This is a genomic window from Microbacterium sp. LRZ72, assembly GCF_033792225.1.
GTDB lineage: Bacteria > Actinomycetota > Actinomycetes > Actinomycetales > Microbacteriaceae > Microbacterium.
In genome coordinates, this window is record NZ_JANGEX010000002.1 from 177,794 (window position 1) to 203,482 (window position 25,689).

Genomic DNA, 25,689 nt, shown 5'->3' on the forward strand with positions numbered 1-25,689 from the left:
GACTTCCCGGCACACCGAGAGTGCAGTCTACCGTCGCGCGTGTGACGAGGGCGTAACAGCACCCCAGTAGCGTTGTCGGCATGTCCTCCCCCACCCCCACCGAGACCATCGATCTCGTCGGCAGGTTCGACGCCGGTCAGGAGCTGCCCGAGTCGATGCGAGCCGACGTCCGCGAGCTCGGCTCGCTGCTCGGGCGCGTGCTGCGAGAGAGCGGCAGCGAGGGTCTCTTCGACGACGTGGAGCGGCTGCGCGCGGCCACGATCCAGGCGTACACCGACCACACCGCCGAGGCGTCCGAACGCGCCGCGCGCATCGTCGCGGGCTTCTCGGTGGCGCGGGCGGCCGAGGTCGCCCGCGCCTTCACCTGCTACTTCCACCTGGTCAACCTGGTCGAGGAGCACCACCGGGTGCGCGTCCTGCGCGCCCGCGACGCCGACCCCGCGCGCCAGGAGTCCTCCGACTCGATCGTGGCCGCGTTCACGCGACTGGCGGACGAGATCGGCGAGCAGTCGGCACGCGAGCGGCTGCGACAGCTGCGCTTTCACCCGGTCTTCACCGCGCATCCCACCGAGGCGCGCCGGCGCGCCGTGTCGACCAGCATCCGTCGCCTGTCCGATCTGCTCGACGAGGTCGACGCCGGGCCGCGCGGGGGGTCCGACGAGCGACGCGTGCGGCGGCGCATGCTCGAAGAGGTCGACACGCTGTGGCGCACCGCTCCCCTGCGAGCCGAGAAGCCCTCTCCCACCGACGAGGTGCGCGCCGTCATGGCCGTCTTCGACGACACCCTCTACACGGCCGTGCCCGACACGTACCGGCGCGTGGACGACGCACTGCAGGGAGCCGATGCGGGGCGGGTCGCGCCGCTCGTGACGCCCTTCGTGCGGATCGGGACGTGGGTGGGCGGCGACCGCGACGGCAACCCGTTCGTGACCGCGAAGGTCACCCGCAAGGCGGCCGGGATCGCCGCCGAGCACGTGCTGCGCGGGCTGGAGCGCACCACCTCCCGCGTGGGCCGATCGCTGACCCTGGATGCCGGTTCCACCCCGCCCAGCGAGGCCCTGACGGCGCAGTGGCACCGGCTGCGGGCCGCCGACGAGGACGCGGCCGCCGACATCGCCAAGCGCTCCCCTGCCGAGCCGCACCGCCGCATCATGCTGCTGATCGCCCGGCGCATCGAGGCGACCCGCACCCGCAACGCCGACCTGGCCTACCGAGACCCCGACGAGCTGATCGCCGACCTGACGACGGTGCAGCACTCGCTCATCGACGCCGGCGCACAGCGGCACGCCTACGGCGGGCTGCAGCAGCTGATCTGGCAGGTGCAGACCTTCGGATTCCACCTGGCCGAGCTCGAGGTGCGTCAGCACTCGCAGGTGCACCGCCGGGTGCTCGAGCAGCTGGAGGCCGGCGACGAGCGCAGCGACGAGACCGAAGAGGTGCTCGACGTCTTCCGCTCCATCGCCTTCGTGCAGGAGCGGTTCGGTCCGCGTGCGGCGGGCCGCTACATCGTCTCGTTCACCCAGTCGGCGGAGGACCTCGCGAACGTGCACCGGCTCGCCCGGCATGCCATGGGGCCGGATGCCGCGGCGCCCGTGCTCGATGTGATCCCGCTGTTCGAGACGTTCGCCGACCTGCAGGCCGCCCCCGGCGTCCTCGCCGAGATCGTCGAGCATCCCGAGTTCGCCGCCCGCCTGGCTGCAACGGGACGGCGCCTGGAGGTCATGCTCGGCTACTCCGACTCCTCGAAGGACGTCGGTCCCGTCGCGGCGACTCTCGCGCTGTACGAGGCGCAGGCGAAGATCGGCGCGTGGGCGAAGGACGAGGGGATCGAGCTGACGCTCTTCCACGGGCGCGGCGGCGCGCTCGGACGCGGGGGCGGGCCCGCCAACAGCGCCATCCTCGCCCAGCCGCCCCACTCGGTCGAGAGCAGGTTCAAGCTCACGGAGCAGGGCGAGGTGATCTTCGCCCGCTACGGCGACCGGCACATCGCGATGCGCCACATCGACCAGGTGGCGGCCGCGACGCTGCTGGCATCGGCTCCCTCGAACGAGCGGCGCAACGAGGAGGCGGCGGCGCGCTACGCCGCCGTCGCCGCGACGATGGACCGGGCCTCGCGACAGCGGTTCTTCGACCTGGTGAAGGCGGAGGGCTTTGCGCCGTGGTTCGCCACGGTCACGCCGATGGAGGAGGTCGGGCTGCTCGCGCTCGGTTCACGGCCCGCGCGCCGCGGCCTCTCGGTGGAGTCGCTCGAGGATCTGCGCGCGATCCCGTGGGTCTTCGCTTGGACGCAGGCGCGCATCAACCTCGCCGGCTGGTTCGGGCTCGGCTCGGCGCTGGCCGCGGTGAGCGACGAGGCGGTGCTGCGAGAGGCGTACGAGCAGTGGCCGCTGCTGCGCACGATGATCGACAACGTCGCGATGAGCCTGGCGAAGGCGGACGAGCGCATCGCACGGGCCTACCTGGCGCTCGGTGACCGCGACGACCTCGCGGCGCTCGTCCTCGACGAGATGGCGCTGACGCGCGAGTGGGTGATCCGGATCACCGGCGGCGACGAGCTGCTCGCGAACCGCCCGATCCTCGGCCGCGCGGTCAAGATGCGCAGCCCCTACGTCGACGCGCTGTCGCTGCTCCAGCTGCGCGCGCTGCGGGCCCTCCGGGACGCCCCGCACGACGCCGCGCCCGAACCGGAGCTGCAGCGACTGCTGCTGCTGTCGGTGTCGGGGGTGGCCGCCGGACTGCAGAACACCGGCTGACGCGGGTCGCTGCCGCAGGTGTCGGCGGCCCGGTCTAACGTGTCGGGCATGAGGACATGGGATGACGCGGCACAGACCGCGACGGTGGCGGTGGCGGTGACCGACGAGGCCTGCCCCGAGTGCGGGTCGACACGCGTGCGGGCCGCCGAGGCGGGCTGGTTCGTGCTCGAGTTCGAACGCGGCGACGAGGTGCGCGGCGGCGACACGGCAGGATCCGACGCGGCTGGGCCCGACGCAGCTGGGCCCGACGCGGTCGAGTTCGACTGCCGGGACTGCGCCGCGCGCTGGAGCTGAGGGCGCGGACCCTCGCGGGGACTCGTGCGTCAGCGAGGCGAGGATGCCGGGGCCGGCTCGCCGGCATCCGTGACCGCGGACCCGCCTGCGCCGGCCTGCTCCGGCGTGGGATCGGGCTCGGGGAACAGGGCGGTGAGCAGCTGACCCACCCATGCGATCAGCGCCTCGTCGGTGACCGGCTCTCCGCCGTCCTTCGGCAGGGGCACGACGAGGGCGTCGCCGCCCTGCACGAGCTTGGCGCCCGGGTAGAGCCGCTGCATCCGCACCCGGCGCGAATCGGGCAGGTCCGCCGGCGCGATCCGCAGGTTCGGCCCCATGGCCACCACGTCCGCGAGTCCCGCCCGCGCAGCGGATCGCCGCAGGCGCGCCACGGCGACGAGGCCGGCGACATCGGCAGGCGGTTCGCCGTAGCGGTCGCGCAGCTCGTCGACGACGCCGTCGAGAGCGTCGGGGGCAGCTCGCACGCCCGCCGCCGCGGACAGCTTCTGGTACGCCTCGAGGCGCAGCCGCTCGCTGTCGATGTACGACTCGGGAATGCGCGCCTGCACGGGCAGCTCGAGACGCAGCTCGGTGGGTCCCTCGGTCTCTTCGCCGCGGAACGTCGCCACCGCCTCGCCGATCATCCGCAGATACAGGTCGAACCCGACGCCGGCGATGTGCCCGGCCTGCTCGGCACCCAGCATGTTGCCGGCGCCGCGCAGCTCGAGGTCCTTCATCGCGACCCGGATGCCCGAGCCCAGGTCGTTGTTGACGGCGATCGTCTCGAGGCGGTCGGCCGCTGTCTCGGACAGCGGCCTGTTCTCGTCGTACAGGAAGTACGCGTACGCACGCTGACGGGCGCGGCCCACGCGGCCCCGCAGCTGATGCAGCTGAGACAGCCCGTACTTGTCGGCGCGGTCGATGATCATCGTGTTCGCGTTCGGGATGTCCATGCCGGTCTCGATGATCGTGGTCGACACGAGCACGTCGAACTTGCGCTCCCAGAAGTCGTCCACGACCTGCTCGAGGGCATGCTCGCCCATCTGCCCGTGCGCGACCGCGATGCGCGCCTCGGGCACGATCTCGGCGAGGTGCGCCGCGACCCGCTGGATGGACTGCACCCGATTGTGCACGTAGAACACCTGTCCCTCGCGCAGCAGCTCGCGGCGGATCGCGGCCGCGACCTGCTTGTCGTTGCGCGGACCGACATACGACAGGATCGGGTGCCGGTCTTCGGGAGGGGTCTGCAGCGTCGACATCTCGCGGATGCCGGTGACGGCCATCTCGAGCGTGCGCGGGATCGGCGTGGCGCTCATCGCGAGGATGTCGACGCCCGTCTTCAGCTTCTTGATCGCGTCCTTGTGCTCGACGCCGAACCGCTGCTCCTCGTCGACGATGAGAAAGCCCAGGTCCTTGAACTTCACCTTCTCGGTGAGGATGCGGTGCGTGCCGATCACCATGTCGATCGAGCCGTCGCTGAGGCCCGCCAGGATCTCGCGCGCCTCCTTGTCGGTCTGAAAGCGCGAGAGAGCACGCGTGCGGACGGGGAAGCCCGCGAAGCGCTCGGTGAACGTCTCATAGTGCTGTTTCACCAGCAGCGTCGTCGGAACGAGCATCGCCACCTGCTTGCCGTCCTGGATCGCCTTGAAGGCCGCCCGGACGGCGACCTCGGTCTTGCCGAAGCCGACGTCGCCCGAGAGCAGCCGGTCCATCGGCACGGGCCGTTCCATGTCGGCCTTGATCTCATCGATCGTCTGCAGCTGATCCGGTGTCTCGGCGAAGGGGAACGCCTCTTCGAGTTCGCGCTGCCAGGGGGTGTCGGGGCCGAACGCATGGCCCTTGGCCGACATGCGCGCCGAGTAGAGCTTCACCAGCTCGACGGCGATGTCGCGCACCGCCTTGCGGGCACGGCCCTTGGCCTGCGCCCAGTCACTCCCGCCCATCTTCGACAGCGCCGGCGCTTCGCCGCCGACGTAGCGGGAGAGCTGGTCGAGCTGGTCGGTGGGTACCGAGAGCTTGTCGCCCGGATAGCCGCGCTTTGACGGGGCGTACTCGACGACGAGGTACTCGCGGGTGCTCTTGACGGGGTTGCGCCCGCCCGACGAGACCTCTCTCTGCACGAGCTCGACGAACCGGCCGATGCCGTGGGTCGCGTGCACGACGGGGTCGCCGGGTTTCAGCTGCAGCGGGTCGACGACGTTCTTGCGCCGCGACGCGAGCTTCTTCACGACCCGGGCGTCGCTGCCGATCGTGCGCCCGTAGAAGTCCGCCTCGGTGAGCACGGCGACCTTCGCCTCGCCCATCTGGAAGCCCGCCTCGACGCGGGCCTGGGTCAGCAGGGCGACGCCGGCCTCGGGCTCGGTGTCGAGCTCGTCCACGATGCGGGCGGCGATCCCCCGCTCCGACAGCACGTCGCGGGCCCGTTCCACGAGCCCCGATCCCCCGGCGGCGACCACCACGCACCAGGAGTCCCGCAGCAGGTCGGCGATGTGTCCGGTCGCGCCGTCGATGTTGCCGTGGAAGGACGGCATCGCCCCACCGGGCACCCGCAGCGTGGCACTGGCCTCGGCCGCGCGCTCGACGAGCAGGGTGTCGTCCGCGTCACTCTCGGCGACGGCATCCGCGGCCCCCGAGTCGAACGCGCTGAAGCTCCACCACACGCCCCCGCGCTCCCGCGCCGCCTCGCGCAGCGCGGGGAGGGTCAGGAAGTCGCCGGAGCCCAGGTCGACCGGGGTCTGCGCACCGGCGACGGCGGCGCTCCATGCGGCCTCGAGGAACTCGCGGTTGGTCTCCTGCAGCGTCAGGGCACGCGCGACCGAGCGCTCGGGATCGACGAGGGCGACGGCGGCACCGCGCGGCAGGTAGTCCACGAGGGGCACGAGGTCGTCGACGAGGGCGGGGATCAGCGACTCCATGCCGTCGACGGGGATGCCCTCCGACATCCGCTCGAGCATTCCCGACAGACCCGGCAGCTCTTCGCGCAGCGCCCCGGCACGGCGGCGCACATCGGGGGTCAGGATCAGCTCACGGCTGGGCGCGAGCACGATCTCGTCGATGTCGCCCGGGATCGACCGCTGGTCGGCGACGGCGAACGCGCGGATCTGGTCGACCTCGTCGCCGAAGAACTCGACGCGAAACGGGTGCTCGGCGGCGGCGGGGAAGACGTCGAGGATGCCGCCGCGCAGCGCGAATTCACCGCGCCTGGAGACCATGTCGACGCGGGCGTACGCGAGCTCGACCAGGCGTTCCGCGAGCTGCGTCAGCTCGAGCCCGCGACCGCCGACCCGCAGTGTCACGGGCTCGATCGCGGCCAGTCCGGCGGCCAGCGGCTGGATCGCCGCGCGGATGGACGCGGTGACGATGACCGGACGGGCGCCGTCCCACTGCGCCAGGCGACGCAGGGCCGCCAGGCGCGCGCCGATCGTCTCGGCGCTCGGACTCAGCCGCTCGTGCGGCAGCGTCTCCCACGCCGGGAACGAGATCACCTCGGCGTCGGGCAGGTAGGCCTCGAGCGCGGGGGCGAGCTGGTCGGCCCGGCGCCCGGTGGGCGTGACCACCAGCGCGGCCGCCGGCGCCCCCTGCGCGAACCGCCGCTCGAGAAGAGAGGCGATCGTCGGCGCGACGAGCCCCTCGACGAGCGAGAAATCGGCGTCGACGGATGCCGCGACCAGGCCGTCTCGCAGCGCGTCCGAGCGCGCGAGGGCGCGCGTGATCCCGTGAATACTCACGGATCGAGTCTATGCACCGCCACCGACGTTGAGAGCATCACCCGGGCGCGACAGGCGCATCGGGGGCTGCGCCGACGCGCACCTAGGATGTGCTCATGAGCGATCTGCCGCCCCCGGTGCCGCCCGCCCCCGCTCCGCGGCCCGAGGGGACGCCGCCGCGTCCCCCGCTTCCGGGCGCCCCGACATCCGGGGACGCCGCGCCTGCCGCCCGCCCGTCCGCGCCGCCGGCGGGCGCAGCGGGCCCGCCGTCCGGCAGGCCGAAGCGTGGACTCGGCGTCACGGCGCTCGTGGTCGCGCTCGTCACCCTCATCGTCTCGCCCACACTGGCCGCCGTCGCCGCCTTCGCGATCGGCGACGAGCTCGCGACCTCGGCCGTGTTCGTGTCACCGGCGGCCATGCAGGACCTGTCGTTCCTCGCGCCCGTGCGCGGATGGGTGCTCCTGGCTGAACTGGCGTTCTGGGGCGGCACGGTGCTCGGCATCTGGGCGATCGCGCAGGGCGTCGTCGCGATCGTGCGCAACCGGGGCCGAGGAGCCGGGATCGGCGCCGTGGTCGTCGCCGTCCTCGCCGCGCTCGCCTTCGGCCTCGCCACCTACCTCGCACTCGCCGTCGGCGTCGCGATGAGCGGCGGTGCCGGCATGTGAGGCGCTCGGCCTCACCGGTTGCGGCACGGGCGGGCGATGAGCGGGTCAGTCCTTGGGCGCGTGGAATCGCTGCTGCGCGGCGAGCAGCCCTGACTCCACCAGCGTCTCGACCGCATCCGCGGCGTCGGCGACGAGGTTGGGCAACTCGCGTCGCTCGACCGCGCCGAAGGGGTCGAGCACCCAGTCCGCGGCATCCGCACGCCCCGGGGGGCGGCCGATCCCCACGCGCACGCGGGGGAAGTCCGGTGTGCCGAGCGCCTTCTGCACATCGCGCACGCCGTTGTGGCCACCGGCGCCGCCGCCGATCTTCAGCCGCACGGTATCGAACGGGATATCGAGTTCATCGTGCACGACGACGACCCGCTCGGGGTCGACGCTGTAGAAGCGCGCCAGCCCCGAGACGGGGCCGCCCGAGACGTTCATGAACGAGTTCGGCTTCGCCAGCACGAGCTTGGCCGCCCCCGGACGCAGCCAGGTCTCGACCACGCGGGCATTGGCCTTGTGGCTGCGGAACGTGCCCTGCCGTCGCGCGGCGAGTTCGTCGACGACGAACTGCCCGATGTTGTGCCGCGTCGCCTCGTATCGAGGGCCCGGGTTTCCGAGGCCCACGACGAGCCAGGTGTCGGCCATCCTCGATCCCTCCGCCCGCCGGACGCCCCACCGCTCCGCGGTGCGGACAGCGGCGGGACGCGGTGGGGACTACTACGCCTCGGTGTCGGCCTCGGACTGCTCAGCGGCCACCTCGGCGTCGGTCTCGGCGATCTCGTCCTCGGCCGCCAGCGTGGCCGCCGGCACCGACACGGCGACGATGAGCGTCTCGGGGTCGGCCAGCAGGCTCGCGCCCTTCGGCAACGTCAGGTCGGCCGCGGTGATGTGAGCGCCCTCTTCGAGGCCCTCGACATCGACCTCGACGTGCTCGGGAATGTGCGTGGCCTCGACCTCGAGCGAGATCGTCGCGGCGTCGAGGTTGGCGATGGTGCCGGGGAAGGTCTCGCCGACGACGTAGACGGGGATCTCGACGTGCACCTTCTCGCCCTTGCGCACGACGAGCAGGTCGATGTGCTCGATGATCTGGCTCACCGGGTCACGCTGCACGTCCTTGACGAGCACCAGGTGCGAGGTGCCCTCGACATCCAGCTCGATGACCGCGTTCGCGCGGCGCACGACGAGCATCATGTCGTGCCCGGGAAGCGCGACGTGGACGGGGTCGCCGCCGTGGCCGTAGATGACGGCGGGAATCTTGCCGGCCGCACGCAGACGGCGGGCGAAGCCCTTGCCGAATTCGGTGCGCTGCTCGGCGGGGATCTTGGTGTCGTCCGACATAGTGGTTCTCCTTGTGGGCGCGAACGGTCTCGCGCGGGTCGTGGGGTCTTCGACTCGAACGCCGACGCGCGAGGAAGCCCCGAGAGGCCACTACACCGCGTCGATCACGGGCGCTTCGGTCCGCCGTGCAGCGGCATCGAAAAGCACCCCTCGCCGAGGGTCTGCCCACATGCTACCCGAGTTGCCTGTACCGTGAAGACACGGTGTTGGTCGCTCTGCCCGCGGACGCCGCACGCCTCGACCGCACACACGCCACTTTCGCGGAGGATTCATGCTCGACGACGCCCTCATCTCGCACTTCGTGCTCTGGTTCATCGGCGCGCTCACGCTCGTGGGCGGCGTGCTCACGGTGGGCGCCTTCTGGTCACTGGGTCGCGCAGGCTACCGCAAGGTGGAGTGAGGCCCCACGGCGCCCCGCCGCACCGCACCGGGCGGTCGCGATAGCCTGAGCGGGCCGCCGGATGCGCGGCGAACCCCCATCTCGCCGATATGAGGAGTGCGCGTGTCGCAGAACGAGCCGTCCCCCCAGACCCACACCTCGACCGATCGGGAGGACGAGCCGGGTTCGGCACCCGCCCACGTCGGGGCGCCCGGCGCGGAGCAGGTCGGTCGCGCCACTCCCGCCCCCGATGGTCCGGATGCCGCTCGCGCACCCATCGCGAACATCGGCGTCGTCGGTCTGGCCGTGATGGGCTCGAACCTCGCCCGCAACCTCGCCAGCCGCGAGGGCAACACGGTCGCGATCTACAACCGCAGCCACGAGAAGACCGAGCACCTGCTGGCCCAGCATCCCGAGGCCGGCTTCGTGCCCGCGACCTCGTACGACGAGTTCGCCGCCAGCCTGCAGCGGCCGCGCACCGCACTGATCATGGTGAAGGCCGGCCCCGCCACGGATGCCGTCATCGACGCCCTCGTCGACGCGTTCGAACCCGGCGACATCATCGTCGACGGCGGCAACGCCCTGTTCACCGACACCATCCGGCGCGAGAAGGCGGTGCGCGAGACGGGCATCAACTTCGTCGGAGCCGGCATCTCGGGCGGCGAAGAGGGCGCGCTGCTCGGGCCCTCGATCATGCCGGGCGGATCGGACGAGTCGTGGGTGACGCTCGGGCCCATCCTCGAGTCGATCGCGGCCGTGGCGGAGGGCGAGCCCTGCGTGACGCATGTCGGCCACGACGGCGCCGGCCACTTCGTGAAGATGGTGCACAACGGCATCGAGTACGCCGACATGCAGCTGATCGCCGAAGCCTATGACCTCATCCGTCGCGGCACCGGCAAGTCCCCCGCCGAGATCGCCGACATCTTCGCGGAATGGAACCGCGGCGAGCTGGAGTCGTACCTGATCGAGATCACCGCCGAGGTGCTGCGCCAGGTCGACGCCGACACCGGCAAGCCGCTCGTCGACGTGATCCTCGACCAGGCCGGCGCGAAGGGCACCGGGGCGTGGACCGTGCAGACGGCCCTGGCGCTCGGCGTCCCCGTCTCGGGCATCGCCGAGGCCGTGTTCGCCCGCTCCCTGTCGAGCCACCCCGAGCAGCGCGTCATCTCGCGTGAGCTGCCGGGCCCCGACGACGCCTTCGAGATCGCCGACGCCGACGCGTTCATCGAGGACGTGCGCCGCGCCCTGTACGCCTCGAAGATCGTGGCGTACTCCCAGGGCTTCGACGAGATCCGCGCGGGCGCGGCCGAATACGGCTGGAGCATCGACCTGGGCGCGATCGCGAAGATCTGGCGCGGGGGCTGCATCATCCGGGCCCAGTTCCTCAACCGCATCTCGGACGCCTACGGCGCGACGCCCGACCTGCCGGTGCTGCTGACGGCCCCGTACTTCGTCGACGCGCTGCGCCCGGCGCAGGCCGCGTGGCGGCGCATCGTCGCGCAGGCGGCGGCCGCCGGCATCCCCGCCCCCGCCTTCTCGTCGTCGCTGGCGTACTACGACGGGCTGCGGGCGGAGCGCCTGCCCGCCGCGCTCGTGCAGGGGCAGCGCGACTTCTTCGGGGCGCACACGTACCAGCGCGTCGACCGCGAGGGCACCTTCCACACGCTGTGGTCGGCGGACCGCACCGAGGTCGAGGCCGAAGACACGCACTGACGCCGCGCGAGGACTTTCGCGCCGCGCGAGGATTCGTCGCGCGCGAGGCTCCTCCTCCCGCGCGAGAGCCCTCCTCTCGCGCGGCCGGCGCCCAGCGAACCGTGTCCCACCTTTTCAGCCCACACCCGCGGGTGGGCTGAAAGGGTGGGACATCGAGGGCGGGACGGGTTCGCGGGGCGCTCGGCGTCAGCGGGTGATGTCGCGCACGGTGCCCTTCTCCAGCCGCAGCCGGCGGTTCGCCCGACGCGCGACCGCCGAGTCGTGCGTGACGACGATCAGCGTGAGCCCCTGCGCGTGCAGGCCCTCGAGCAGCGCGAGGATCTCATCGCGCATGCTCTCGTCGAGGTTGCCCGTGGGCTCATCGGCGAGCAGCACCCGCGGCCGCTTGACGATCGCGCGCGCAATCGCGACGCGCTGCTGCTGCCCGCCCGAGAGCTCGCCCGGACGGTGATCGCCGCGCTCGGCGAGCCCGACGTGCGCGAGCGCCTCGGTCACGCGCTGTGAGCGCTCGGTCTTGCCCAGCCCGAGCGGTTCGAGAGCCATGTCGACGTTCTCGTGGGCCGTCAGCGTCGGGATCAGGTTGAACCCCTGGAAGACGAAGCCGATCTCATGGGCGCGCAGCCGCCCGAGCTCGGCGTTGGACGCCGTCGCCATCTCGGTCTCGCCCAGGCGCACGACCCCTGCGGTAGGGCGGTCGAGCGCGCCGAGCAGCTGCAGGAACGTCGACTTGCCGCCGCCGGTCGGCCCCTGGATCGTGACGAAGTCGCCCGCCGCGATCTCGATCTCGACGCCGCGGAGCGCGGTCACCCGGCGGCCCTTCTGGTCGTAGGTCTTCGTCACCCCCTCAAGCCGATAGAGGGCGGATGCCGCATCGCCGTTGCGGTCGGTGTTCGAGTCGGTGTTCGTGAGTGTCATGTGCTCGTCCGTTCGTTCGTGCGTGGGTGTCGGGTCGTCCATGGCTCAGCCGACCGAGCGCAGCGCTTCAGCCGGGCTGAGGCGCGCGGCCCGCCACCCGCCGAACGCCCCCGCGATGAGTCCACCGGCGATCGCCAGTCCGACGGCCGCGGCGATGACGCCGATCGTCACCGGGGCCTGGAGCACGATGTCGGTGGCCGCCTGCGTCGTCTCGGCGCCGCCGAAGCCGCCCATGCCCCCCGGTCTGCCGCCCGCACCAGCGCCGGCGCCGGGGCCCGCCACGACTTCGGGTGCCGACGAGATGGTGGGCGAGATCAGATTGATCGCGAGCACGCCCGCGAGCCCGACCGCCAGGCCGACGGCGCCGCCGATGAGGCCCTGCACGACCGACTCGCCCGCCACCTGGCCGACGACGCGGCCGTTCGACCACCCGATGGCCTTGAGGGTGCCGAACTCCCGCGTGCGGCGTGAGACGCCCGAGGTCGTGAAGAGCACCGCGAGCAGCACCGCCACGGCGAGCACGACGACCGAGAGCCACGTGCCGAGGCTTGTGATCAGCGACGAGGCGCTGGCGAGCGACCCCGACACGCTCGAGGCGAGCTCGGACTGCGAGCTGACGGTGACGTCGGGCAGCTCCTCCGCAATGGCCGCCTGCACCGTCGCGATGGCCCCGGAGGACTCGGCCTGCACGTAGACCGTGGAGAGGACCTCTCCGACGCCCGCCAGGCTCTGGGCGACGTCGAGGGGAATGTAGACGTTCGCGGCGGTGTCGGCCTCGTCGGAGGTGGAGGCGACGACGCCGACGATCTCGACCTCGGTGCCCCCGACATCCATCGTGTCGCCCACCGACAGCTCGTTCGTGGTCGCGTACGTGGCGTCGATGACGGCGACATCCGCGCCGGCGTCGCTCGCGGCGAGCACGCGCCCCTCGGTCAGCTCGACGGCCGAGAGCGGGCCGACGGCATCCTGCCCCGGGGCGATGCCGAGCACGGTGAACGAGTCGAGGTCGAACGCGCTGCCGCCGGCCCCGTTCGCGCCGCCGGCAGGTGGCGCCCCGCCCTCGCCCGGCGCGGTCATCTGCGATCGGTCGGGCATCTCGCCCGAGAACGTCGTGTTCGTCAGGCTGAGCGCTCCGGATGCGGCGGCGACCCCCTCGACCGATCCGACCGTGTCGAGCGCGGCGGCATCCAGCGTGCCGCGAGAACGGTCCGTCATCAGGCGCGACTGGCTGAGCGTCGTCGTGCCGTCCGCGCTCTGCCCCGCACCCTCTTCGAACTCGAACGCGGGTCCGCCGCCCTCGCCCGGCCCGGCCTGCGCGCCGGTGACCGTCAAGTCGGTGCCGACCCCGTAAACCGACTCCAGGGCCTGGGCCTGGGCTTCTCTGACGCCGCCCGACAGCGCCGTGACGATGATGACGAGCGCGATCGCCAGGCCGAGACCGGCGGCGACGATGATGGTCTGTTTCTTGCGGCCGGCGAGTTCGCGCCGCAGGTATGTGCCGTACATCTCTCTCCCTCTGCCGACCCCGCGGCCGGACCGCTGCCGACGTTAGGGACGGCATCGATGCGTCACCCCAGTGCCGCTTATGAAAGCCCTATGTCATGCGGTGAAGAGCGGCGCGGATGCCGCGGCGCAGGATCACAGCAAAGACATAGGTCTCTGCATAGCCCGCACATAGCAACCCCGCGCAGAATGGACCTCATGTCCTCCGCCGCGCTGCCCGCCCTCCACCGACCCGACGGCTCCCCGTTGCGCATCGGGGTCGTCGACGACGAGCAGATGCTCACCGACCTGCTCTCGATGGCCCTGCGCATGGAGGGGTGGGAGGTGCGCACCGCCGCATCCGGGTTCGAGGCGCTGCAGCTGACGCGCGAGTTCGCGCCCGACGCGCTCGTGCTCGACATCATGATGCCCGACCTCGACGGCATGGCGGTGCTGCAGCGGCTGCGTCAGTCCGGCAACGATGTGCCCGTACTCTTCCTCACCGCGAAGGATGCGGTCGCCGATCGCGTCGCGGGCCTGACCGCCGGCGGCGACGACTACGTCACCAAGCCCTTCAGCCTCGAAGAGGTCGTCGCACGGCTGCGCGGGCTGATGCGCCGCGCCGGCACGGCCTACACCAGCGATGCGGAGCCGATCCTGCGCGTCGGCGACCTCTCGCTCAACGAGGACAGCCACGAGGTCGAGCGCGCGGGCGATGAGATCGAGCTGACCGCCACCGAGTTCGAGCTGCTGCGATACCTCATGCGCAACCCGCGACGGGTCGTGTCGAAGGCGCAGATCCTCGACCGCGTCTGGAACTACGACTTCGGCGGCCGCTCGAGCGTGGTCGAGCTCTACATCTCGTACCTGCGCAAGAAGATCGACGCGGGCCGCTCGCCGCTCATCCACACCGTGCGCGGCGCCGGCTACATGATCAAGGCGCCCCAGTGACCCACCCTTCCCGCACGGATGCCGCGGAGTCGTCCGCTGCGCCCGCCGCCGGCGAGCGTGCGCTCGGATCCCGCCCCGCCCGCCGCCCGTGGACGCTGCAGCGGCGGCTCATCCTGACGATCATCGGCATCGTCTCGGCGATCCTCGTGGTCGTGGCGATCGTCACGAGCGCGGTGCTCGGGCGCGTGCTGCAGGATCGGCTCGATCAGGAGCTGCGTGCGTCCGTGCAGGACGTGGGCATCGACATCCTGCGGGCCGGGCCGGACGCCATGGCCTTCGACGTGCTGGCGGGCGGCCGCCAGCCCCCGGGGTTCCTGCTGACCCTCGAGGACGACGCCGAGATCTCGGGCGCCTGGGTCTCGGACTTCACGAACGTCTCCGAGCTGACCCCCACCCAGCTGGACGAGCTGGCGGATGTCGCGACCGGCGAGATCGCCAGCGTCGGCATCGAGGGCCTCGGCGAGTACCGCATCGCGCATTGGCGCTCCTTCGACGGCCGGTTCGCCGGCGTGGTCGGGCTGCCCCTGACCGAGGTGCGGGCGACGATCGCCCAGATGCTCACGACGATCGGTCTCGTCACGGCGGCCGGACTGTTCGCGCTCGTGCTCGCGGCGACGTGGACGATCCGCGCCGGGCTCGCCCCTCTGCGTGCCGTCGCCGCGACCGCCAGCCGGGTGGCCCGGCAGCCGCTTGCGCAGGGCGAGGTGGCGATCACCGAGCGCGTGCCCGAGCGACAGGCCGACCCCCGCACCGAGGTGGGGCAGGTGGGCGATGCTCTCAACACCCTCCTCGATCACGTCGACGCGTCGCTCACGGCGCGGCAGCGGAACGAGGAGCGGATGCGGCGCTTCGTCGCCGACGCGAGCCATGAGCTGCGCACACCGCTGTCGTCGATCCGCGGGTACTCCGAGCTGTCGCTGCGCGGGCTGCGCCGCGACGCCGATGGTCCGGGATCCGAGGAGGACCCGACCGCGCAGGCGCTGGAGCGTATCCAGGCCCAGTCCATCCGCATGTCGAGCCTGGTCGACGACCTGCTGCTTCTCGCTCGCCTCGACGAGGGCCAGGAGCTCGTCTACAGCACCGTGGACCTCTCGCGCCTTGTCATCGAGGCGGTGGGCGACGCGCGCGCCGCCGGACCCGATCACCGCTGGGAGCTCGAGCTCGGCGACGAACCCGTGCAGCTGGCCGGCGACACCTCGCGCCTGCACCAGGTGGTGGCGAACCTGCTGGCGAACGCCCGCACGCACACGCCCGCGGGCACGACCGTGACCGTGAGCGTGCAGCGGGTGGGCGAGGATGCCGTGATCCGCGTGCACGACGACGGGCCCGGCATCGAGCCCGGCATCCGCGACGAGCTGTTCGAGAGGTTCTCGCGCGCCGACCGTTCGCGCACCCGCCAGACGGGCGGCTCGGGTCTCGGCCTGTCGATCGCGCGCGCGATCGTGACGGCGCACCACGGGGAGATCTCGGTGCACAGCGTGCCCGGCGACACCGCCTTCGAGGTGCGCCTGCCCGCGCGGCCGCGCGACCCGGAGGCCTGAGCCCGCGGCCCCGGGGCTCGCCCCCGTTCGCTTCATCCGACGCGCTTTGCGGGTGCGCGGCATCCGCACCCGCATTCTGCGCCGGATGAACGGGGTGTCGGGGCGCGCATCAGCAGACCGCGGGGAGACATGGCGCTGCGCATGACCGGCGCCGCGAGCGATTCAGTAGCCGGCGAAGGCGTCGGTGGTGAGCGAGCGGGCACGATCGAGCGCTGCCGAGAGGTCGGCGACGAGCGAGGGCGGTCCCGAGACGTAGGCGTGGCGCGCGGAGAGGTCGGGCACCTCGCGCAGCAGCCCCGCCGCGTCGATGCGGATGCCGTCGGCCCGCCGCCAATGCGCCGGCAGCGGCGACGGGTCATCGCGGGTGACGACGATCACCGGCACCCCGGTCGCGGCGAGCTCGTCGCGGAACGCCAGCTCGGCAGCCTGACCGGCGCTGTAGACGAGCACGACGTCGCGGGACTCGCCCCGGGCCGCCATCTCGCGCAGCTGCGACACGAACGGCGTCACGCCGATGCCCGCGGCGACGAGCAGCACCGGGGCCGACGTGTCACGGGGCAGCACGAAATCGCCCCAGATGCCGGTGGCGGCGTAGTCGACGCCCGGCTCGGCGGTGGCGAGGGCCCGCTTGTAGCTGCTCTCGCGGGCGCCCTCCTTGACCCGGTAGGCGATCCGGACGAGGGGTGCGTCGCTCGGGGCTGAGACGATGCTGAACTCGCGCCGCGTGCCGCGCGCATCCGCGTGCGCGTGGGGCACCTCGAGCTCGACGTACTGGCCCGGTGAGAAGCGCACCGGACGCTGCGACTCGAACGTCAGCTGGCGCACGGTGGGGGTGATCATCGACGCGTCGCGCAGCCGCAGGCGCACCGTCTGGTGTGCCGCCCAGATGAACGCGACCAGGTTTCCGATCAGGAGCGCCCGCTCCTGTCCCAGCGAGACGGATCCGAGCGGGATCGGCCAGCCGGCGAGCACGCCGACGACGGCAGCCACCGTCAGCTGCTGCCACCGGCGGGGCGGCAGCGTGAGCGGCTCCGACAGCATGAACGCCCCGAGGAACAGGAACGGCGAAGACAACAGCGCGAACTCCAGCACCGTGGCCACGTCGATCGCGACACCCGCCGCCTGCGACTGCACGGCGAGGCGCAGCACCGCCACGCCCACCGCCACGACGACGAACACCGCCACGATCCGCAGCCGCTCGGTGCGGACGAGCACGGCGAGGCCGAGCACGATGACGGGCGCGGCGAGTACCGGGGTGCCCACCCACCACGCGGACGCTCCCAGGCCCGAGATCGTCAGGACGCTCGCCCCGACCGCCGCCGGGTTGAGGATATGGCGCCCGCGCCAGGCGATCACGTACTTCGACACGACGGCGACGACGCCGGCCAGCCCGATGAAGAGCAGCTCGAGCGGCACCAGCGTGGGCCGCAGGATGAACAGCAGGATGTAGGCGGTGATCAGCGAGGACTCGTGCCGCATCGGCATCCGCAGCATCCGCTGTATGAGGGCGTTCGCGCCCACGCAGGCGACGCCGAGCACCGCGCCGGTGGCGAGCATCTCAAGCGGCGTGGGCAGCACGAGCCCGAACACCGACAGCACGAGGGCGACGACCGTCAGCAGCGCGAGCGCCAGCAGCACCAGCCGGTACATCGAGAACCGGCCGAGGGAGCCGAGCATGCGGGTCCAGGCGGCGGTGAGGGTGGCGATCACCGTCTCACGCTATCCGTTCGCGTGAACAGCTCGGCCTCGCACCCCGGCGAGAACTCCACCCGCCCATCCGACAGCATCCGCACCCACGCCACCTCCCACCGGTGCGCCAGCTCTGCGCCGCCGTCGAAGAACAGCGCCGTGGCCGCCGCGTCGGCCCGCATCGCCTCGGGCGCGACGGCCCAGGTCGCGACGACGGTGCGCACCGGCACCCCGGTGCGCGCGTCGAGCACGTGGTGCAGGCCGTCACCCCAGGCGCGGCGGTTCACCCCCGACGCGCAGAGCGCCGCGTTCTCGACCCGCCACACGCCGATCGCGCGGGAGGCGTCGTGCGGGTGCTCGAGCCCGATCCGCTGCGGGGCTCCGCGCGCGGCCAGGTCGCCGCCGGCATCCACCACCGCGTCGGCGCCGATCGGCGCCGGCAGCGCGGCCAGCACAAGGTCGACGAGGCGGCCCTTGCCGAGCGCGCCGACGTCGATCGTGCCGGCTCCATCCAGATGCAGCCGACCGTGCTCGACGCGCAGGCGACCCTCCCAGTCCTCCGGCGCCGCGCTCGGGGCGCCCGCGGCGAGCGACACGTTCTCGTCGTAGCCGAGTCCCGCCAGCGGCCCGCCGACGAGCGGGTTCACCGCCCCGGATGTCGCCGCCGCGAGCTCGCGGTAGAGCTCGAGCATCGGCGCGGCATCCGGCGGGGCGGGCATGGTCCCGGCTCCTCGAGCGAGGCGGGTGACGAGGGAATCGGCGCGGAACCGCGACCACGCCCGGTCGAAGCCCTCGATCGTCGCGTCGACCACATCGCGTGCCCCGCCGTCGAGCGGGACGACCGTCTCGATGCGCCATCGCGTGCCGATCGCGTCGAACTCCCACACGGCGCGCGGCATGCTACTGCGCGGCTTCGGCCCTGATGCTCGCCAGGGCCTCGTCGAAGCCGCCGCTCGTGAGCGACGACCCGGCCACGCGGTCCACGTCGATCTCGTCGAGACCGCGCCCCACCACCTCATCGCTGATTCCGCCGATGAACCGGGACTGGTACTGCTCCGACTCGGCCGTCTGCGGGTCGCCGACGACCTCCACCGCGGTGACGGCGTCGCCCTCGAGCGTCAGCGTGACCTCGATGGTCTCGACCGTCTCGGGCGTCACGTACGACCCCGTCGCGGAGTACGTGCCGTCGGTGTAGGGACCCGCCGCCGCTGCGCTCCCGCCGTCGGAGGCGCACCCGGCCAGCACGACCGTGCCCGCGACGCCGACGAGTGCAGCGCCGACGCGCATCCGGTGTGCAGCGGCGCTGCTTCGCACGTCGCTCGGCTCGGCGGTCGCACTGATCATGACACTCCTCGGGCGGTGGGGGCTCGTCCAGTCGTACCCGACGAATCCTGCCGCATCCCCCTATGAGCGGGCTTCGAGGCGGTCCGCCGCGGATGCCGGGGCGTCAGGCCGCGCCGTCGAACATGCTCGTGACCGAGCCGTCCTCGAACACCTCGTGGATCGCCCGGGCGAGCAGCGGCGAGATCGGCAGCACCGTCAGCCCCGGGAAACGGCGCTCCGGCGGCACCGGCACCGTATCGGTCACCACGACCTCGTCGATCGCGTCGTCCTGCAGACGCTCGGTGGCGGGGTCGCTCAGGATCGCATGGGTGGCGGCGACGATGACCTTCTCCGCCCCGCTGGCCTTCAGCGCCTGCGCCGCCTTCACGATCGTGCCGCCGGTGTCGATCATGTCGTCGACGAGCAGACACACCCGTCCGCTCACCTCGCCGACGATCTCGTGGACCGTCACCTGGTTCGCCACCTTGGGGTCGCGGCGCTTGTGGATGATCGCCAGCGGAGCGCCCAGGCTGTCCGACCATGTGTCCGCGACGCGCACGCGACCCATGTCGGGCGAGACCACCGTCAGCTTGGCGCGGTCACCCGGCTCGAGGTGGGCCTTGAAGTGCTCAAGCAGCACGGGCTTGGCGAAGAGGTGATCGACGGGGCCGTCGAAGAAGCCCTGGATCTGCGCGGCGTGCAGGTCCACACTCATCACGCGGTCGGCACCCGCGGTGCGGAGCAGATCGGCGACCAGGCGCGCGCTGATCGGCTCGCGGCCACGGCCCTTCTTGTCCTGCCGGGAGTACGGGAAGTACGGCGCGACCACCGTGATGCGCTTGGCCGAGGCCCGCTTGAGGGCGTCGAGCATGATGAGCAGCTCCATGAGCCACTCGTTGACCGGGTTGCCGAAGGACTGGATGACGAAGACGTCGCAGCCGCGGATCGACACCTCGAAGCGGGTGTAGATCTCGCCGCTGGCGAACGTGCGGTGATCGGTCGGCGCGAGTTCGGTGCCCAGGCATCCCGCGACGTCGTGGGCGAGGTCAGGGTGCGACCGTCCCGAGACGACGACGAGGCGCTTCTTGGTCTTCGCGACCAGCCCCGGGGCGATGCCCGATTCGCGATCGAGGTCAACCGTCTTCTTCTTGCGAGCCATGTGCCGCCTTCTCTGCGGCCTGAGCCGCGGCTGAACCGGGTCGATGCGTCTCGACCCAGCCCTCGACATTGCGTTGCGAGCCCGGAACGACCGCGAGTGCGCCGGGCGGAACGTTCTTCCGCACCACCGTGCCCGCGCCCGTGTAGGCACCGTCACCGATTCTAACGGGCGCGACGAACACGTTGTGGGCGCCGGTGCGCACGTGGTCGCCGACGCGCGTGCGGTGTTTGCGCTCGCCGTCGTAGTTCGCCACGATCGTGCCGGCCCCGACGTTGGCGCCCACGCCGACCTCCGCGTCGCCGACGTAGGACAGGTGCGGGATCTTGCTCGCCTCTCCGATCCGCGCGTTCTTCGTCTCGACGAAGGTTCCGATCTTGCCCTGGGCGCCCAGGTCGGTTCCCGGACGCAGGTAGGCGAAGGGGCCGACCGTGGCGCCCGCGCCGATCACGGCGAGGGTCGCGTCGGTGCGGGTGACGACGGCATCCGCGCCCACTTCGCAATCGACGAGGCTCGTGTCGGGCCCCACGGTCGCCCCCTCGGCGATCGCGGTCGCGCGCAGGATGTGGGTGTTGGGAAGCACGGTGACGTCGGGGGCGAGGGTCGCCGTCACATCGATCCAGGTCGTGGCGGGGTCGAGCACGGTGACGCCCTCGCGCTGCCAGTGCCGCACGGTGCGGGCGTTCAGCGCCGCCGCGGCATCCGACAGCTGCACACGGTCGTTGACCCCGAGCGCGGCCGACGCGTCGGGGGCGGATGCCGCGGCCACCGCCAGTCGCGAGGCGCGCAGCAGCGCAACCACGTCGGTCAGGTAGCGCTCGCCCTGCGCGTTCGCGGTGCCGACCAGCGCGAGATGCTCGCGCAGGGGCCCGGCCTGAAAGACGTACACGCCCGCGTTGATCTCGGCGATGGCCGCCTCGTCGCGGGACGCGTCCTTCTGCTCCACGACGCGCGCGACGGTGCCGTCACCCTCCCGGACGACGCGCCCGTAGCCCGTCGGGTCGTCGGGTCGGGCGCTCAGCAGGGTGGCGGCGACGCCGTCGCGCCGGTGGGCGGCGAGCAGGTCGCCGAGCGTGACCGCATCCAGCAGCGGCACATCGCCGCTGAGCACCAGCACGTCACCGGTGAACCCCGCCAGCTCGGCGAGGGCCATCTCGACCGCCCGGCCCGTGCCCGGCACGTCGTCCTGGTCGACGACCACCGCGCGCGGCGCGGCATCCGTCACCGCCCCGGCGACGAGGTCGCGCTCGTGGCGCACGACGACGACCGTGCGGTCGGGGGCCAGCGACTCGGCGGTGACGAGCACGTGCTCGAGCAGGGATCTCCCGCCGATGCGGTGCAGCACCTTGGGCGTGCGGGATCTCATGCGGGTGCCCTGACCTGCGGCGAGGACGATGACGGCGAGCTGGGGTTCGGCCATGCTCCGCCGCCAGGATTCGAACCTAGACCTCACAGCTCCAAAGGCTGTCGTGCTGCCATTACACCACGGCGGACCGCGGCCCCCGGCGCTGTCGCCGGCGGCCACCCGACAAGTCTGCCAGAGCGCCGGCGGGGCGTCGTTTCGGCTCGCTCCGCTCGCTCAACGACCGGGCGCGCCGCGCACCCGGTCGGTGTTCGTCGAGAAACCAGCGTTCGCGCGAAACCGCGCGCATCGCGACCCGTCTCGCGCAAACGGTGGTGTCTCGTGGCGACGGCAGGGCTTCGCCGGTGATGCCATGATGGAGCGATGCCGAGAGAGAGCGACGAGGTCGACCGGATCGTCGCCGCGTGGAGCGGCCAGCGCCCGGACCTCGACTTCTCACCGCTCGAGGTGCTCTCGCGCGTCGACCGCCTCTCGCGCCACCTCGACCGTGCCCGGCGGGCGGCGTTCCAGCGCAGCGAACTCGAGGCGTGGGAGTGGGACGTGCTCTCGGCCCTGCGCCGCGCGGGCGAGCCCTTTCAGCTGAGCCCCAAGCACCTGCTGCAGCAGACGCTCGTCTCGAGCGGCACGATGACCAACCGCATCGACCGTCTCGTCGGGCGCCGGCTCGTACGTCGCGAGAGCGACCCGGCGGATGGTCGCAGTGTGCTGGTGACCCTCACCGACGACGGCCGCACCCGCGTGGATGCCGCGATCACGCGCCTCGTGGACGCCGAGTCCCAGCTGCTCGAGGCCCTCCCCCGCACCGACCGCGACCGGCTCGCGGTGCTGCTGCGCAAACTGAGCCTCGGCTTCGACTCCTGACCGCGGCCCGCGGAGCCCGCTCCCCGCTCGGCTGTCGCATTCCGCGGATGCTGCGGCATCCGAGCCACGATTTGCGACAGGCGAGCGCGCGCGGGAGCGCGCGCGGGCGCGGGCGGACGCGAACCCGCGCGCCGTTCAGCCGTCGCATTTTGCGGGTGCCGCGGCATCCGACCCGCAAAGTGCGACGGATGAGCGAGGGACGGTGACGTGAAGCGGGTGAGCGAGGGTGCAGCATCCGGGCGCCGCTCGCCGCGCCTACCGCTCCGGCGGCAGCACGACGATCGCCTCGAGCCCGGCGCCTGCGGCACGGGCGGACGCGACCTCGGCCTCGACATCGCGGAGGGAGCCGGTGAGCACCACCGAGCCCTCCGCCGGCTCGCGGACGACCGCGACGGCGCGCAGGCCGGGCTCGGATGTGCGCTCGAGCACCACCGAGCAGATCATCGTGAGCCGCTCGATGGTGCGCGTCAGCACGCGGGCGAGGCGTTCGCTCCCCCGGAAGATGATCGACATGTCGCCGTATCCTTCCTGCACCGTCAGCGTGTGGAAGGCCTCGAAGCTGATCCCCCGGCTCGAGAAGGTCTCGGCGAGCGCCGTCAGCGCACCGCTGCGGTCGGTCGCGCGCACGAACACGATCCACCGCTCGTGCGTTCCGCCCAGCCCGTCGGCCGCCGGCTGCGACGCCGCGTCGCTCATCGCGTCCACCCCGCGATCGCGTCGTTGATGTGCGTGCCGACGACGCGCAGCCGGGCGGCTTCGTCGGGGGCGAGACCCTCGAGCAGCACGGGACCCCATCCGTCGGGACCGAGCACGAGCGGCACGCCGAGCACGCCGGCCCGCGGCATCCCGTCGATGTCGGCCTCTCCGTCGAGCAGCACCTGGCCCGCGACGACGATGTCGCGGCCGTCCAGCACGGTGTCCACGAGATCGACCGTGGCACCCGCCGTGCCGTAGGCCGTCTTTGCCCCGGTCTGGTGGGTCAGGTAGGGGCGCACGACGGCCTGCACGTCGGGCGGCCAGCCATCGATCATGGCGAACGCGGCGCCCAGGTCGCTGCCGCCCGCCGCCGCGACCTTCGCCTTGCTCTGCAGGATCTCGCCGGCGAAGTCGGCGAGCGTGCGCGGCCCACGCAGACGGGCCACGGTGTCGCGCCGCTCGTCGACGTCGAGTCCGCGCAGCCGCACACTCGACCACAGCGGTACCGCCCCGTCGCCGTGCTGGCCGGCGACGAAACCGCCCACCCGCTGACGCCGGATGCCGAGGGCCGACGCGATCTCGCGACGAAAGCGGAGCGTGTCGAGCCAGGCGCCCATCCCGATCACACGGTGGCGGTCGAGACGCTCGGCCATCACGCTGACCCCCAGCTCGACGGGATTCGAGACGACGATGACGACCTCGTGCCCGCTGCCGTGCGCGGCGAGCGCGTCGGCATAGTCCTCGAAGATCGCGCGATTGGCGTTCGCGAGCTCGTCGCGGTCGACGACCTGGCCGGGGTCGGTGGGTATCGTGCGCCCTGCGGCGCACACGACGACATCGGCGACGACATCGTCGGGCGAGGTCGCGACATCGATCATCGGGGCGTGCTCGTCGTGGGCGTCGATGAGGTCGACGCGCAGCCCGTGCGCAGCCCGGCCCGAGGCGCCGTCCGCCCGCCCGACCAGCTGCAGCCGCGACGTCGAACGCAGCACCCGCCGCTCGATCAGCTCGGCGCAGATCGCGCGCCCGATGTCACCCGTCGCACCCAGCACCGCCACATCCATGGCTCAGACGCTACCGCGGCGCACTCAGCCCAGGCGCTCGCCGAGTTCTAGCCAGCGGTCCTCGAGCGAGCCGACCTCGCGCTCCAGGTCGCCGATCGCCGCCGTCTTCTCACCGAGGCCGACGTAGTCGTTCTGGTCGTGGTCGGCCAGAGCGACGCGCCGGGCGGCGATGTCGGCCGTCATCTTCGCGATGCGGCGCTCGAGCGAGGCGAGCTCCTTCTGCGCGTTTCGCAGCTCGGCGCCGGTCAGTCCCGGCGGCGAGGCGCCCCCGGCATCCGCGCCCTGCCGGCCCGCCTTCGGATCACCACCCGCGCGCTCGTCGCGCCGCCGCTGCAGGTACTCCTCCACTCCCCCGGGCAGATGCCGCAGGCGCGCGCCGAGGATCGCGTACTGCTGATCGGTGACGCGCTCGAGAAAGTAGCGGTCGTGCGAGACGACGATGAGCGTGCCCGCCCACGAATCCAGCAGGTCCTCGATGGCGGCGAGCATGTCGGTGTCGAGGTCGTTCGTCGGCTCGTCGAGGATCAGCACGTTGGGCTGGTCGAGCAGGATCAGCAGCAGCTGCAGCCGGCGCTTCTGCCCGCCCGAGAGATCCTTGACGGGCGTCGAGAGCTGGGTCGAGGAGAATCCCATGCGCTCGAGCAGCTGACCCGGGGTCAGCTCCTGCGCCTTCGAACCCGCGCCGATCGTGTAGCTCGTGCGCAGCCCCGAGATGACGACCCGCACCGGGTCGTCGAGGTGCGGGTCGAGCACGTCCATCTGCTGGGTGAGGGTGGCGACCTTGACGGTCTTGCCGCGCTTGACCCGGCCGGTGCTCGGCTCCACCGTTCCCGCGACCAGTCCCAGCAGCGTCGACTTGCCCGCCCCGTTCACGCCGAGGATGCCGGTGCGCTCGCCCGGGGCGATGCGCCACTCGACGTCGCGCAGCACCTGATGGTCGTCGTACGACACCGACACGTCGAGCAGATCGACGACGTCCTTGCCCAGCCGCGAGACGGCGAGGGACTGCAGCGAGACCCGGTCGCGGATCTCGGGCACGTCGGCGATCAGCTCGTTGGCGGCGTCGATGCGGAACTTGGGCTTGCTCGTGCGCGCCGGGGCGCCGCGTCGCAGCCACGCGAGCTCCTTGCGGGCCAGGTTCTGGCGCCGCGCCTCGATCGACGCGGCCTGCCGGTCACGCTCCACGCGCTGCAGGATGTACGCGGCGTAGCCGCCCTCGAAGGGGTCGACGATGCGGTCGTGCACCTCCCACGTGGCGGTGCAGACGGCATCCAGGAACCAGCGGTCGTGCGTCACGACGAGCAGCCCGCCGGCGTTGGCGGACCACCGGCGCTGCAGGTGCTCGGCCAGCCAGGCGATCGCCTCGACGTCGAGGTGGTTGGTGGGCTCGTCGAGCGCCAGCACGTCCCAGTCGCCGGCGAGCAGGCGGGCGAGGGCGACGCGGCGCCGCTGTCCGCCCGAGAGGGTGCCCAGCCGCGCGTCCCAGGGCAGATCGCCCAGCAGCCCGGCGATCACGTCGCGCACCCGGGCGTCGCCGGCCCATTCGTGCTCTGCGGCGTCACCGACGACGGCGTTGCCGATCGTGTCGTCGTCGTCGAGGGTGTCGGCCTGATCGAGCACGCCGATGTGCACGCCGTTGCGCCACGTGACGCGTCCGGCATCCGGCTGCAGTCGCCCGGCGAGCATGGCGAGCAGGCTCGACTTGCCGTCGCCGTTGCGGCCGACGATGCCGATGCGATCACCCTCGTTCACGCCGAGCGAGATGGAGTCGAAGACGACTTTGGTCGGGTATTCGAGGTGCAGGGCCTCGGCCCCGAGAAGATGCGCCATATCCG

Annotated in this window: 21 protein-coding genes and 1 tRNA gene; 8 read left to right on the forward strand and 14 right to left on the reverse strand. The window is 72.2% G+C overall.

Annotation, left to right across the window (positions count from 1 at the left end; all coding sequences use genetic code 11):
- The first annotated feature begins 80 nt into the window (after positions 1–80).
- The gene (locus M4I32_RS03330; RefSeq protein ID WP_319033068.1) at positions 81–2,753 is read left to right on the forward strand and encodes a phosphoenolpyruvate carboxylase; all 2,673 of its coding nucleotides are present in this window, start codon (positions 81–83) and stop codon (positions 2,751–2,753) included.
- Positions 2,754–2,801: 48 nt separating this feature from the next.
- Complete coding sequence (locus M4I32_RS03335) at positions 2,802–3,047, forward strand: hypothetical protein (protein WP_319033069.1); 246 nt, start codon at positions 2,802–2,804, stop codon at positions 3,045–3,047.
- Between the two features lie 29 nt (positions 3,048–3,076).
- Here the strand turns inward: M4I32_RS03335 and mfd are convergent, their stop codons facing one another.
- Positions 3,077–6,754, reverse strand: a complete 3,678-nt coding sequence (gene mfd / locus M4I32_RS03340) for a transcription-repair coupling factor (RefSeq protein WP_319033070.1) — start codon at positions 6,752–6,754, stop codon at positions 3,077–3,079.
- 95 nt (positions 6,755–6,849) lie between these two features.
- Here mfd and M4I32_RS03345 point away from each other — a divergent pair, with 95 nt between their 5' ends.
- The gene (locus tag M4I32_RS03345) at positions 6,850–7,398 is read left to right on the forward strand and encodes a hypothetical protein (RefSeq protein ID WP_319033071.1); all 549 of its coding nucleotides are present in this window, start codon (positions 6,850–6,852) and stop codon (positions 7,396–7,398) included.
- A 45-nt stretch (positions 7,399–7,443) separates the two neighbouring features.
- On the opposite strand, the gene pth is transcribed toward M4I32_RS03345, so the two are convergent.
- Together pth and M4I32_RS03355 are read right to left on the reverse strand one after the other, a co-directional pair.
- Positions 7,444–8,028, reverse strand: a complete 585-nt coding sequence (gene pth, locus M4I32_RS03350) for an aminoacyl-tRNA hydrolase (RefSeq protein ID WP_319033072.1) — start codon at positions 8,026–8,028, stop codon at positions 7,444–7,446.
- A gap of 72 nt (positions 8,029–8,100) precedes the next feature.
- The gene (locus M4I32_RS03355; RefSeq protein WP_319033073.1) at positions 8,101–8,721 is read right to left on the reverse strand and encodes a 50S ribosomal protein L25/general stress protein Ctc; all 621 of its coding nucleotides are present in this window, start codon (positions 8,719–8,721) and stop codon (positions 8,101–8,103) included.
- Positions 8,722–8,992: 271 nt separating this feature from the next.
- On the opposite strand from M4I32_RS03355, the gene M4I32_RS03360 reads away from it, so the two are divergent.
- The gene (locus tag M4I32_RS03360; protein WP_319033074.1) at positions 8,993–9,121 is read left to right on the forward strand and encodes a hypothetical protein; all 129 of its coding nucleotides are present in this window, start codon (positions 8,993–8,995) and stop codon (positions 9,119–9,121) included.
- 255 nt (positions 9,122–9,376) lie between these two features.
- The gene (gene gndA / locus M4I32_RS03365) at positions 9,377–10,813 is read left to right on the forward strand and encodes an NADP-dependent phosphogluconate dehydrogenase (protein WP_319033346.1); all 1,437 of its coding nucleotides are present in this window, start codon (positions 9,377–9,379) and stop codon (positions 10,811–10,813) included.
- A 186-nt stretch (positions 10,814–10,999) separates the two neighbouring features.
- On the opposite strand, the gene M4I32_RS03370 is transcribed toward gndA, so the two are convergent.
- Both M4I32_RS03370 and M4I32_RS03375 read right to left on the reverse strand, forming a co-directional pair.
- Positions 11,000–11,728, reverse strand: coding sequence for an ABC transporter ATP-binding protein (locus tag M4I32_RS03370; protein ID WP_319033075.1), 729 nt, complete (start codon positions 11,726–11,728; stop codon positions 11,000–11,002).
- 45 nt (positions 11,729–11,773) lie between these two features.
- Positions 11,774–13,234: an ABC transporter permease gene (locus tag M4I32_RS03375; RefSeq protein WP_319033076.1), complete on the reverse strand. Its 1,461-nt coding sequence runs from the start codon at positions 13,232–13,234 to the stop codon at positions 11,774–11,776.
- Between the two features lie 195 nt (positions 13,235–13,429).
- On the opposite strand from M4I32_RS03375, the gene M4I32_RS03380 reads away from it, so the two are divergent.
- Positions 13,430–14,161: a response regulator transcription factor gene (locus tag M4I32_RS03380; protein WP_319033077.1), complete on the forward strand. Its 732-nt coding sequence runs from the start codon at positions 13,430–13,432 to the stop codon at positions 14,159–14,161.
- Positions 14,158–15,702 (forward strand): sensor histidine kinase, encoded by a 1,545-nt coding sequence (locus M4I32_RS03385; protein WP_319033078.1) that lies wholly within the window; start codon positions 14,158–14,160, stop codon positions 15,700–15,702. The genes M4I32_RS03380 and M4I32_RS03385 overlap by 4 nt, the downstream gene beginning before the upstream one ends.
- A 162-nt stretch (positions 15,703–15,864) precedes the next feature.
- Here M4I32_RS03385 and M4I32_RS03390 read toward each other — a convergent pair whose 3' ends face one another.
- From M4I32_RS03390 to M4I32_RS03415, 6 genes are all read right to left on the reverse strand, one after another.
- On the reverse strand, positions 15,865–17,412 hold the full coding sequence (locus M4I32_RS03390; RefSeq protein ID WP_319033079.1) for a flavodoxin reductase: 1,548 nt from the start codon (positions 17,410–17,412) through the stop codon (positions 15,865–15,867).
- Positions 17,409–18,290, reverse strand: coding sequence for an FAD:protein FMN transferase (locus M4I32_RS03395; RefSeq protein WP_319033080.1), 882 nt, complete (start codon positions 18,288–18,290; stop codon positions 17,409–17,411). Before M4I32_RS03395 ends, M4I32_RS03390 begins: the two co-directional genes overlap by 4 nt.
- A gap of 1 nt (position 18,291) precedes the next feature.
- Positions 18,292–18,735, reverse strand: coding sequence for a hypothetical protein (locus tag M4I32_RS03400; RefSeq protein WP_319033081.1), 444 nt, complete (start codon positions 18,733–18,735; stop codon positions 18,292–18,294).
- 103 nt (positions 18,736–18,838) lie between these two features.
- A complete protein-coding gene (locus tag M4I32_RS03405) occupies positions 18,839–19,873 on the reverse strand; it encodes a ribose-phosphate diphosphokinase (RefSeq protein ID WP_319033082.1) in 1,035 nt (344 codons plus the stop codon).
- Positions 19,848–21,290 (reverse strand): bifunctional UDP-N-acetylglucosamine diphosphorylase/glucosamine-1-phosphate N-acetyltransferase GlmU, encoded by a 1,443-nt coding sequence (gene glmU / locus M4I32_RS03410; RefSeq protein WP_319033083.1) that lies wholly within the window; start codon positions 21,288–21,290, stop codon positions 19,848–19,850. Before glmU ends, M4I32_RS03405 begins: the two co-directional genes overlap by 26 nt.
- A 1-nt stretch (position 21,291) precedes the next feature.
- Positions 21,292–21,363 (reverse strand) — tRNA-Gln (locus tag M4I32_RS03415).
- Between the two features lie 233 nt (positions 21,364–21,596).
- Between M4I32_RS03415 and M4I32_RS03420 the strand changes: the two genes are divergently transcribed.
- Positions 21,597–22,094 carry a MarR family winged helix-turn-helix transcriptional regulator gene (locus M4I32_RS03420; RefSeq protein WP_319033084.1) on the forward strand — a complete coding sequence of 166 codons (498 nt, stop codon included), beginning with the start codon at positions 21,597–21,599 and terminating at the stop codon, positions 22,092–22,094.
- A gap of 255 nt (positions 22,095–22,349) precedes the next feature.
- Here M4I32_RS03420 and M4I32_RS03425 read toward each other — a convergent pair whose 3' ends face one another.
- The 3 genes from M4I32_RS03425 to M4I32_RS03435 are packed head-to-tail and all read right to left on the reverse strand — an operon-like array spanning position 22,350 to position 25,684.
- Positions 22,350–22,790: a hypothetical protein gene (locus tag M4I32_RS03425; protein WP_319033085.1), complete on the reverse strand. Its 441-nt coding sequence runs from the start codon at positions 22,788–22,790 to the stop codon at positions 22,350–22,352.
- Complete coding sequence (locus M4I32_RS03430) at positions 22,787–23,854, reverse strand: lactate/malate family dehydrogenase (protein WP_319033086.1); 1,068 nt, start codon at positions 23,852–23,854, stop codon at positions 22,787–22,789. The genes M4I32_RS03425 and M4I32_RS03430 overlap by 4 nt, the downstream gene beginning before the upstream one ends.
- A gap of 24 nt (positions 23,855–23,878) precedes the next feature.
- Positions 23,879–25,684, reverse strand: coding sequence for an ABC-F family ATP-binding cassette domain-containing protein (locus tag M4I32_RS03435; protein ID WP_319033087.1), 1,806 nt, complete (start codon positions 25,682–25,684; stop codon positions 23,879–23,881).
- Positions 25,685–25,689 lie beyond the last annotated feature (5 nt).

What these genes read in the sequence shown, in the direction of transcription:
- M4I32_RS03370 (WP_319033075.1), bottom strand. Translation starts at nt 11,728, where the DNA reads ATGACACTCACGAACACCGACTCGAACACCGACCGCAACGGCGATGCG.
- M4I32_RS03345 (WP_319033071.1), top strand. Translation starts at nt 6,850, where the DNA reads ATGAGCGATCTGCCGCCCCCGGTGCCGCCCGCCCCCGCTCCGCGGCCC.
- M4I32_RS03375 (WP_319033076.1), bottom strand. Translation starts at nt 13,234, where the DNA reads ATGTACGGCACATACCTGCGGCGCGAACTCGCCGGCCGCAAGAAACAG.
- pth (WP_319033072.1), bottom strand. Translation starts at nt 8,028, where the DNA reads ATGGCCGACACCTGGCTCGTCGTGGGCCTCGGAAACCCGGGCCCTCGA.
- M4I32_RS03330 (WP_319033068.1), top strand. Translation starts at nt 81, where the DNA reads ATGTCCTCCCCCACCCCCACCGAGACCATCGATCTCGTCGGCAGGTTC.
- M4I32_RS03395 (WP_319033080.1), bottom strand. Translation starts at nt 18,290, where the DNA reads ATGCCGCGCGCCGTGTGGGAGTTCGACGCGATCGGCACGCGATGGCGC.
- M4I32_RS03380 (WP_319033077.1), top strand. Translation starts at nt 13,430, where the DNA reads ATGTCCTCCGCCGCGCTGCCCGCCCTCCACCGACCCGACGGCTCCCCG.
- M4I32_RS03355 (WP_319033073.1), bottom strand. Translation starts at nt 8,721, where the DNA reads ATGTCGGACGACACCAAGATCCCCGCCGAGCAGCGCACCGAATTCGGC.
- M4I32_RS03425 (WP_319033085.1), bottom strand. Translation starts at nt 22,790, where the DNA reads ATGAGCGACGCGGCGTCGCAGCCGGCGGCCGACGGGCTGGGCGGAACG.
- M4I32_RS03420 (WP_319033084.1), top strand. Translation starts at nt 21,597, where the DNA reads ATGCCGAGAGAGAGCGACGAGGTCGACCGGATCGTCGCCGCGTGGAGC.
- M4I32_RS03435 (WP_319033087.1), bottom strand. Translation starts at nt 25,684, where the DNA reads ATGGCGCATCTTCTCGGGGCCGAGGCCCTGCACCTCGAATACCCGACC.
- M4I32_RS03360 (WP_319033074.1), top strand. Translation starts at nt 8,993, where the DNA reads ATGCTCGACGACGCCCTCATCTCGCACTTCGTGCTCTGGTTCATCGGC.
- M4I32_RS03405 (WP_319033082.1), bottom strand. Translation starts at nt 19,873, where the DNA reads ATGGCTCGCAAGAAGAAGACGGTTGACCTCGATCGCGAATCGGGCATC.
- M4I32_RS03335 (WP_319033069.1), top strand. Translation starts at nt 2,802, where the DNA reads ATGAGGACATGGGATGACGCGGCACAGACCGCGACGGTGGCGGTGGCG.
- M4I32_RS03430 (WP_319033086.1), bottom strand. Translation starts at nt 23,854, where the DNA reads ATGGATGTGGCGGTGCTGGGTGCGACGGGTGACATCGGGCGCGCGATC.
- glmU (WP_319033083.1), bottom strand. Translation starts at nt 21,290, where the DNA reads ATGGCCGAACCCCAGCTCGCCGTCATCGTCCTCGCCGCAGGTCAGGGC.
- M4I32_RS03400 (WP_319033081.1), bottom strand. Translation starts at nt 18,735, where the DNA reads ATGATCAGTGCGACCGCCGAGCCGAGCGACGTGCGAAGCAGCGCCGCT.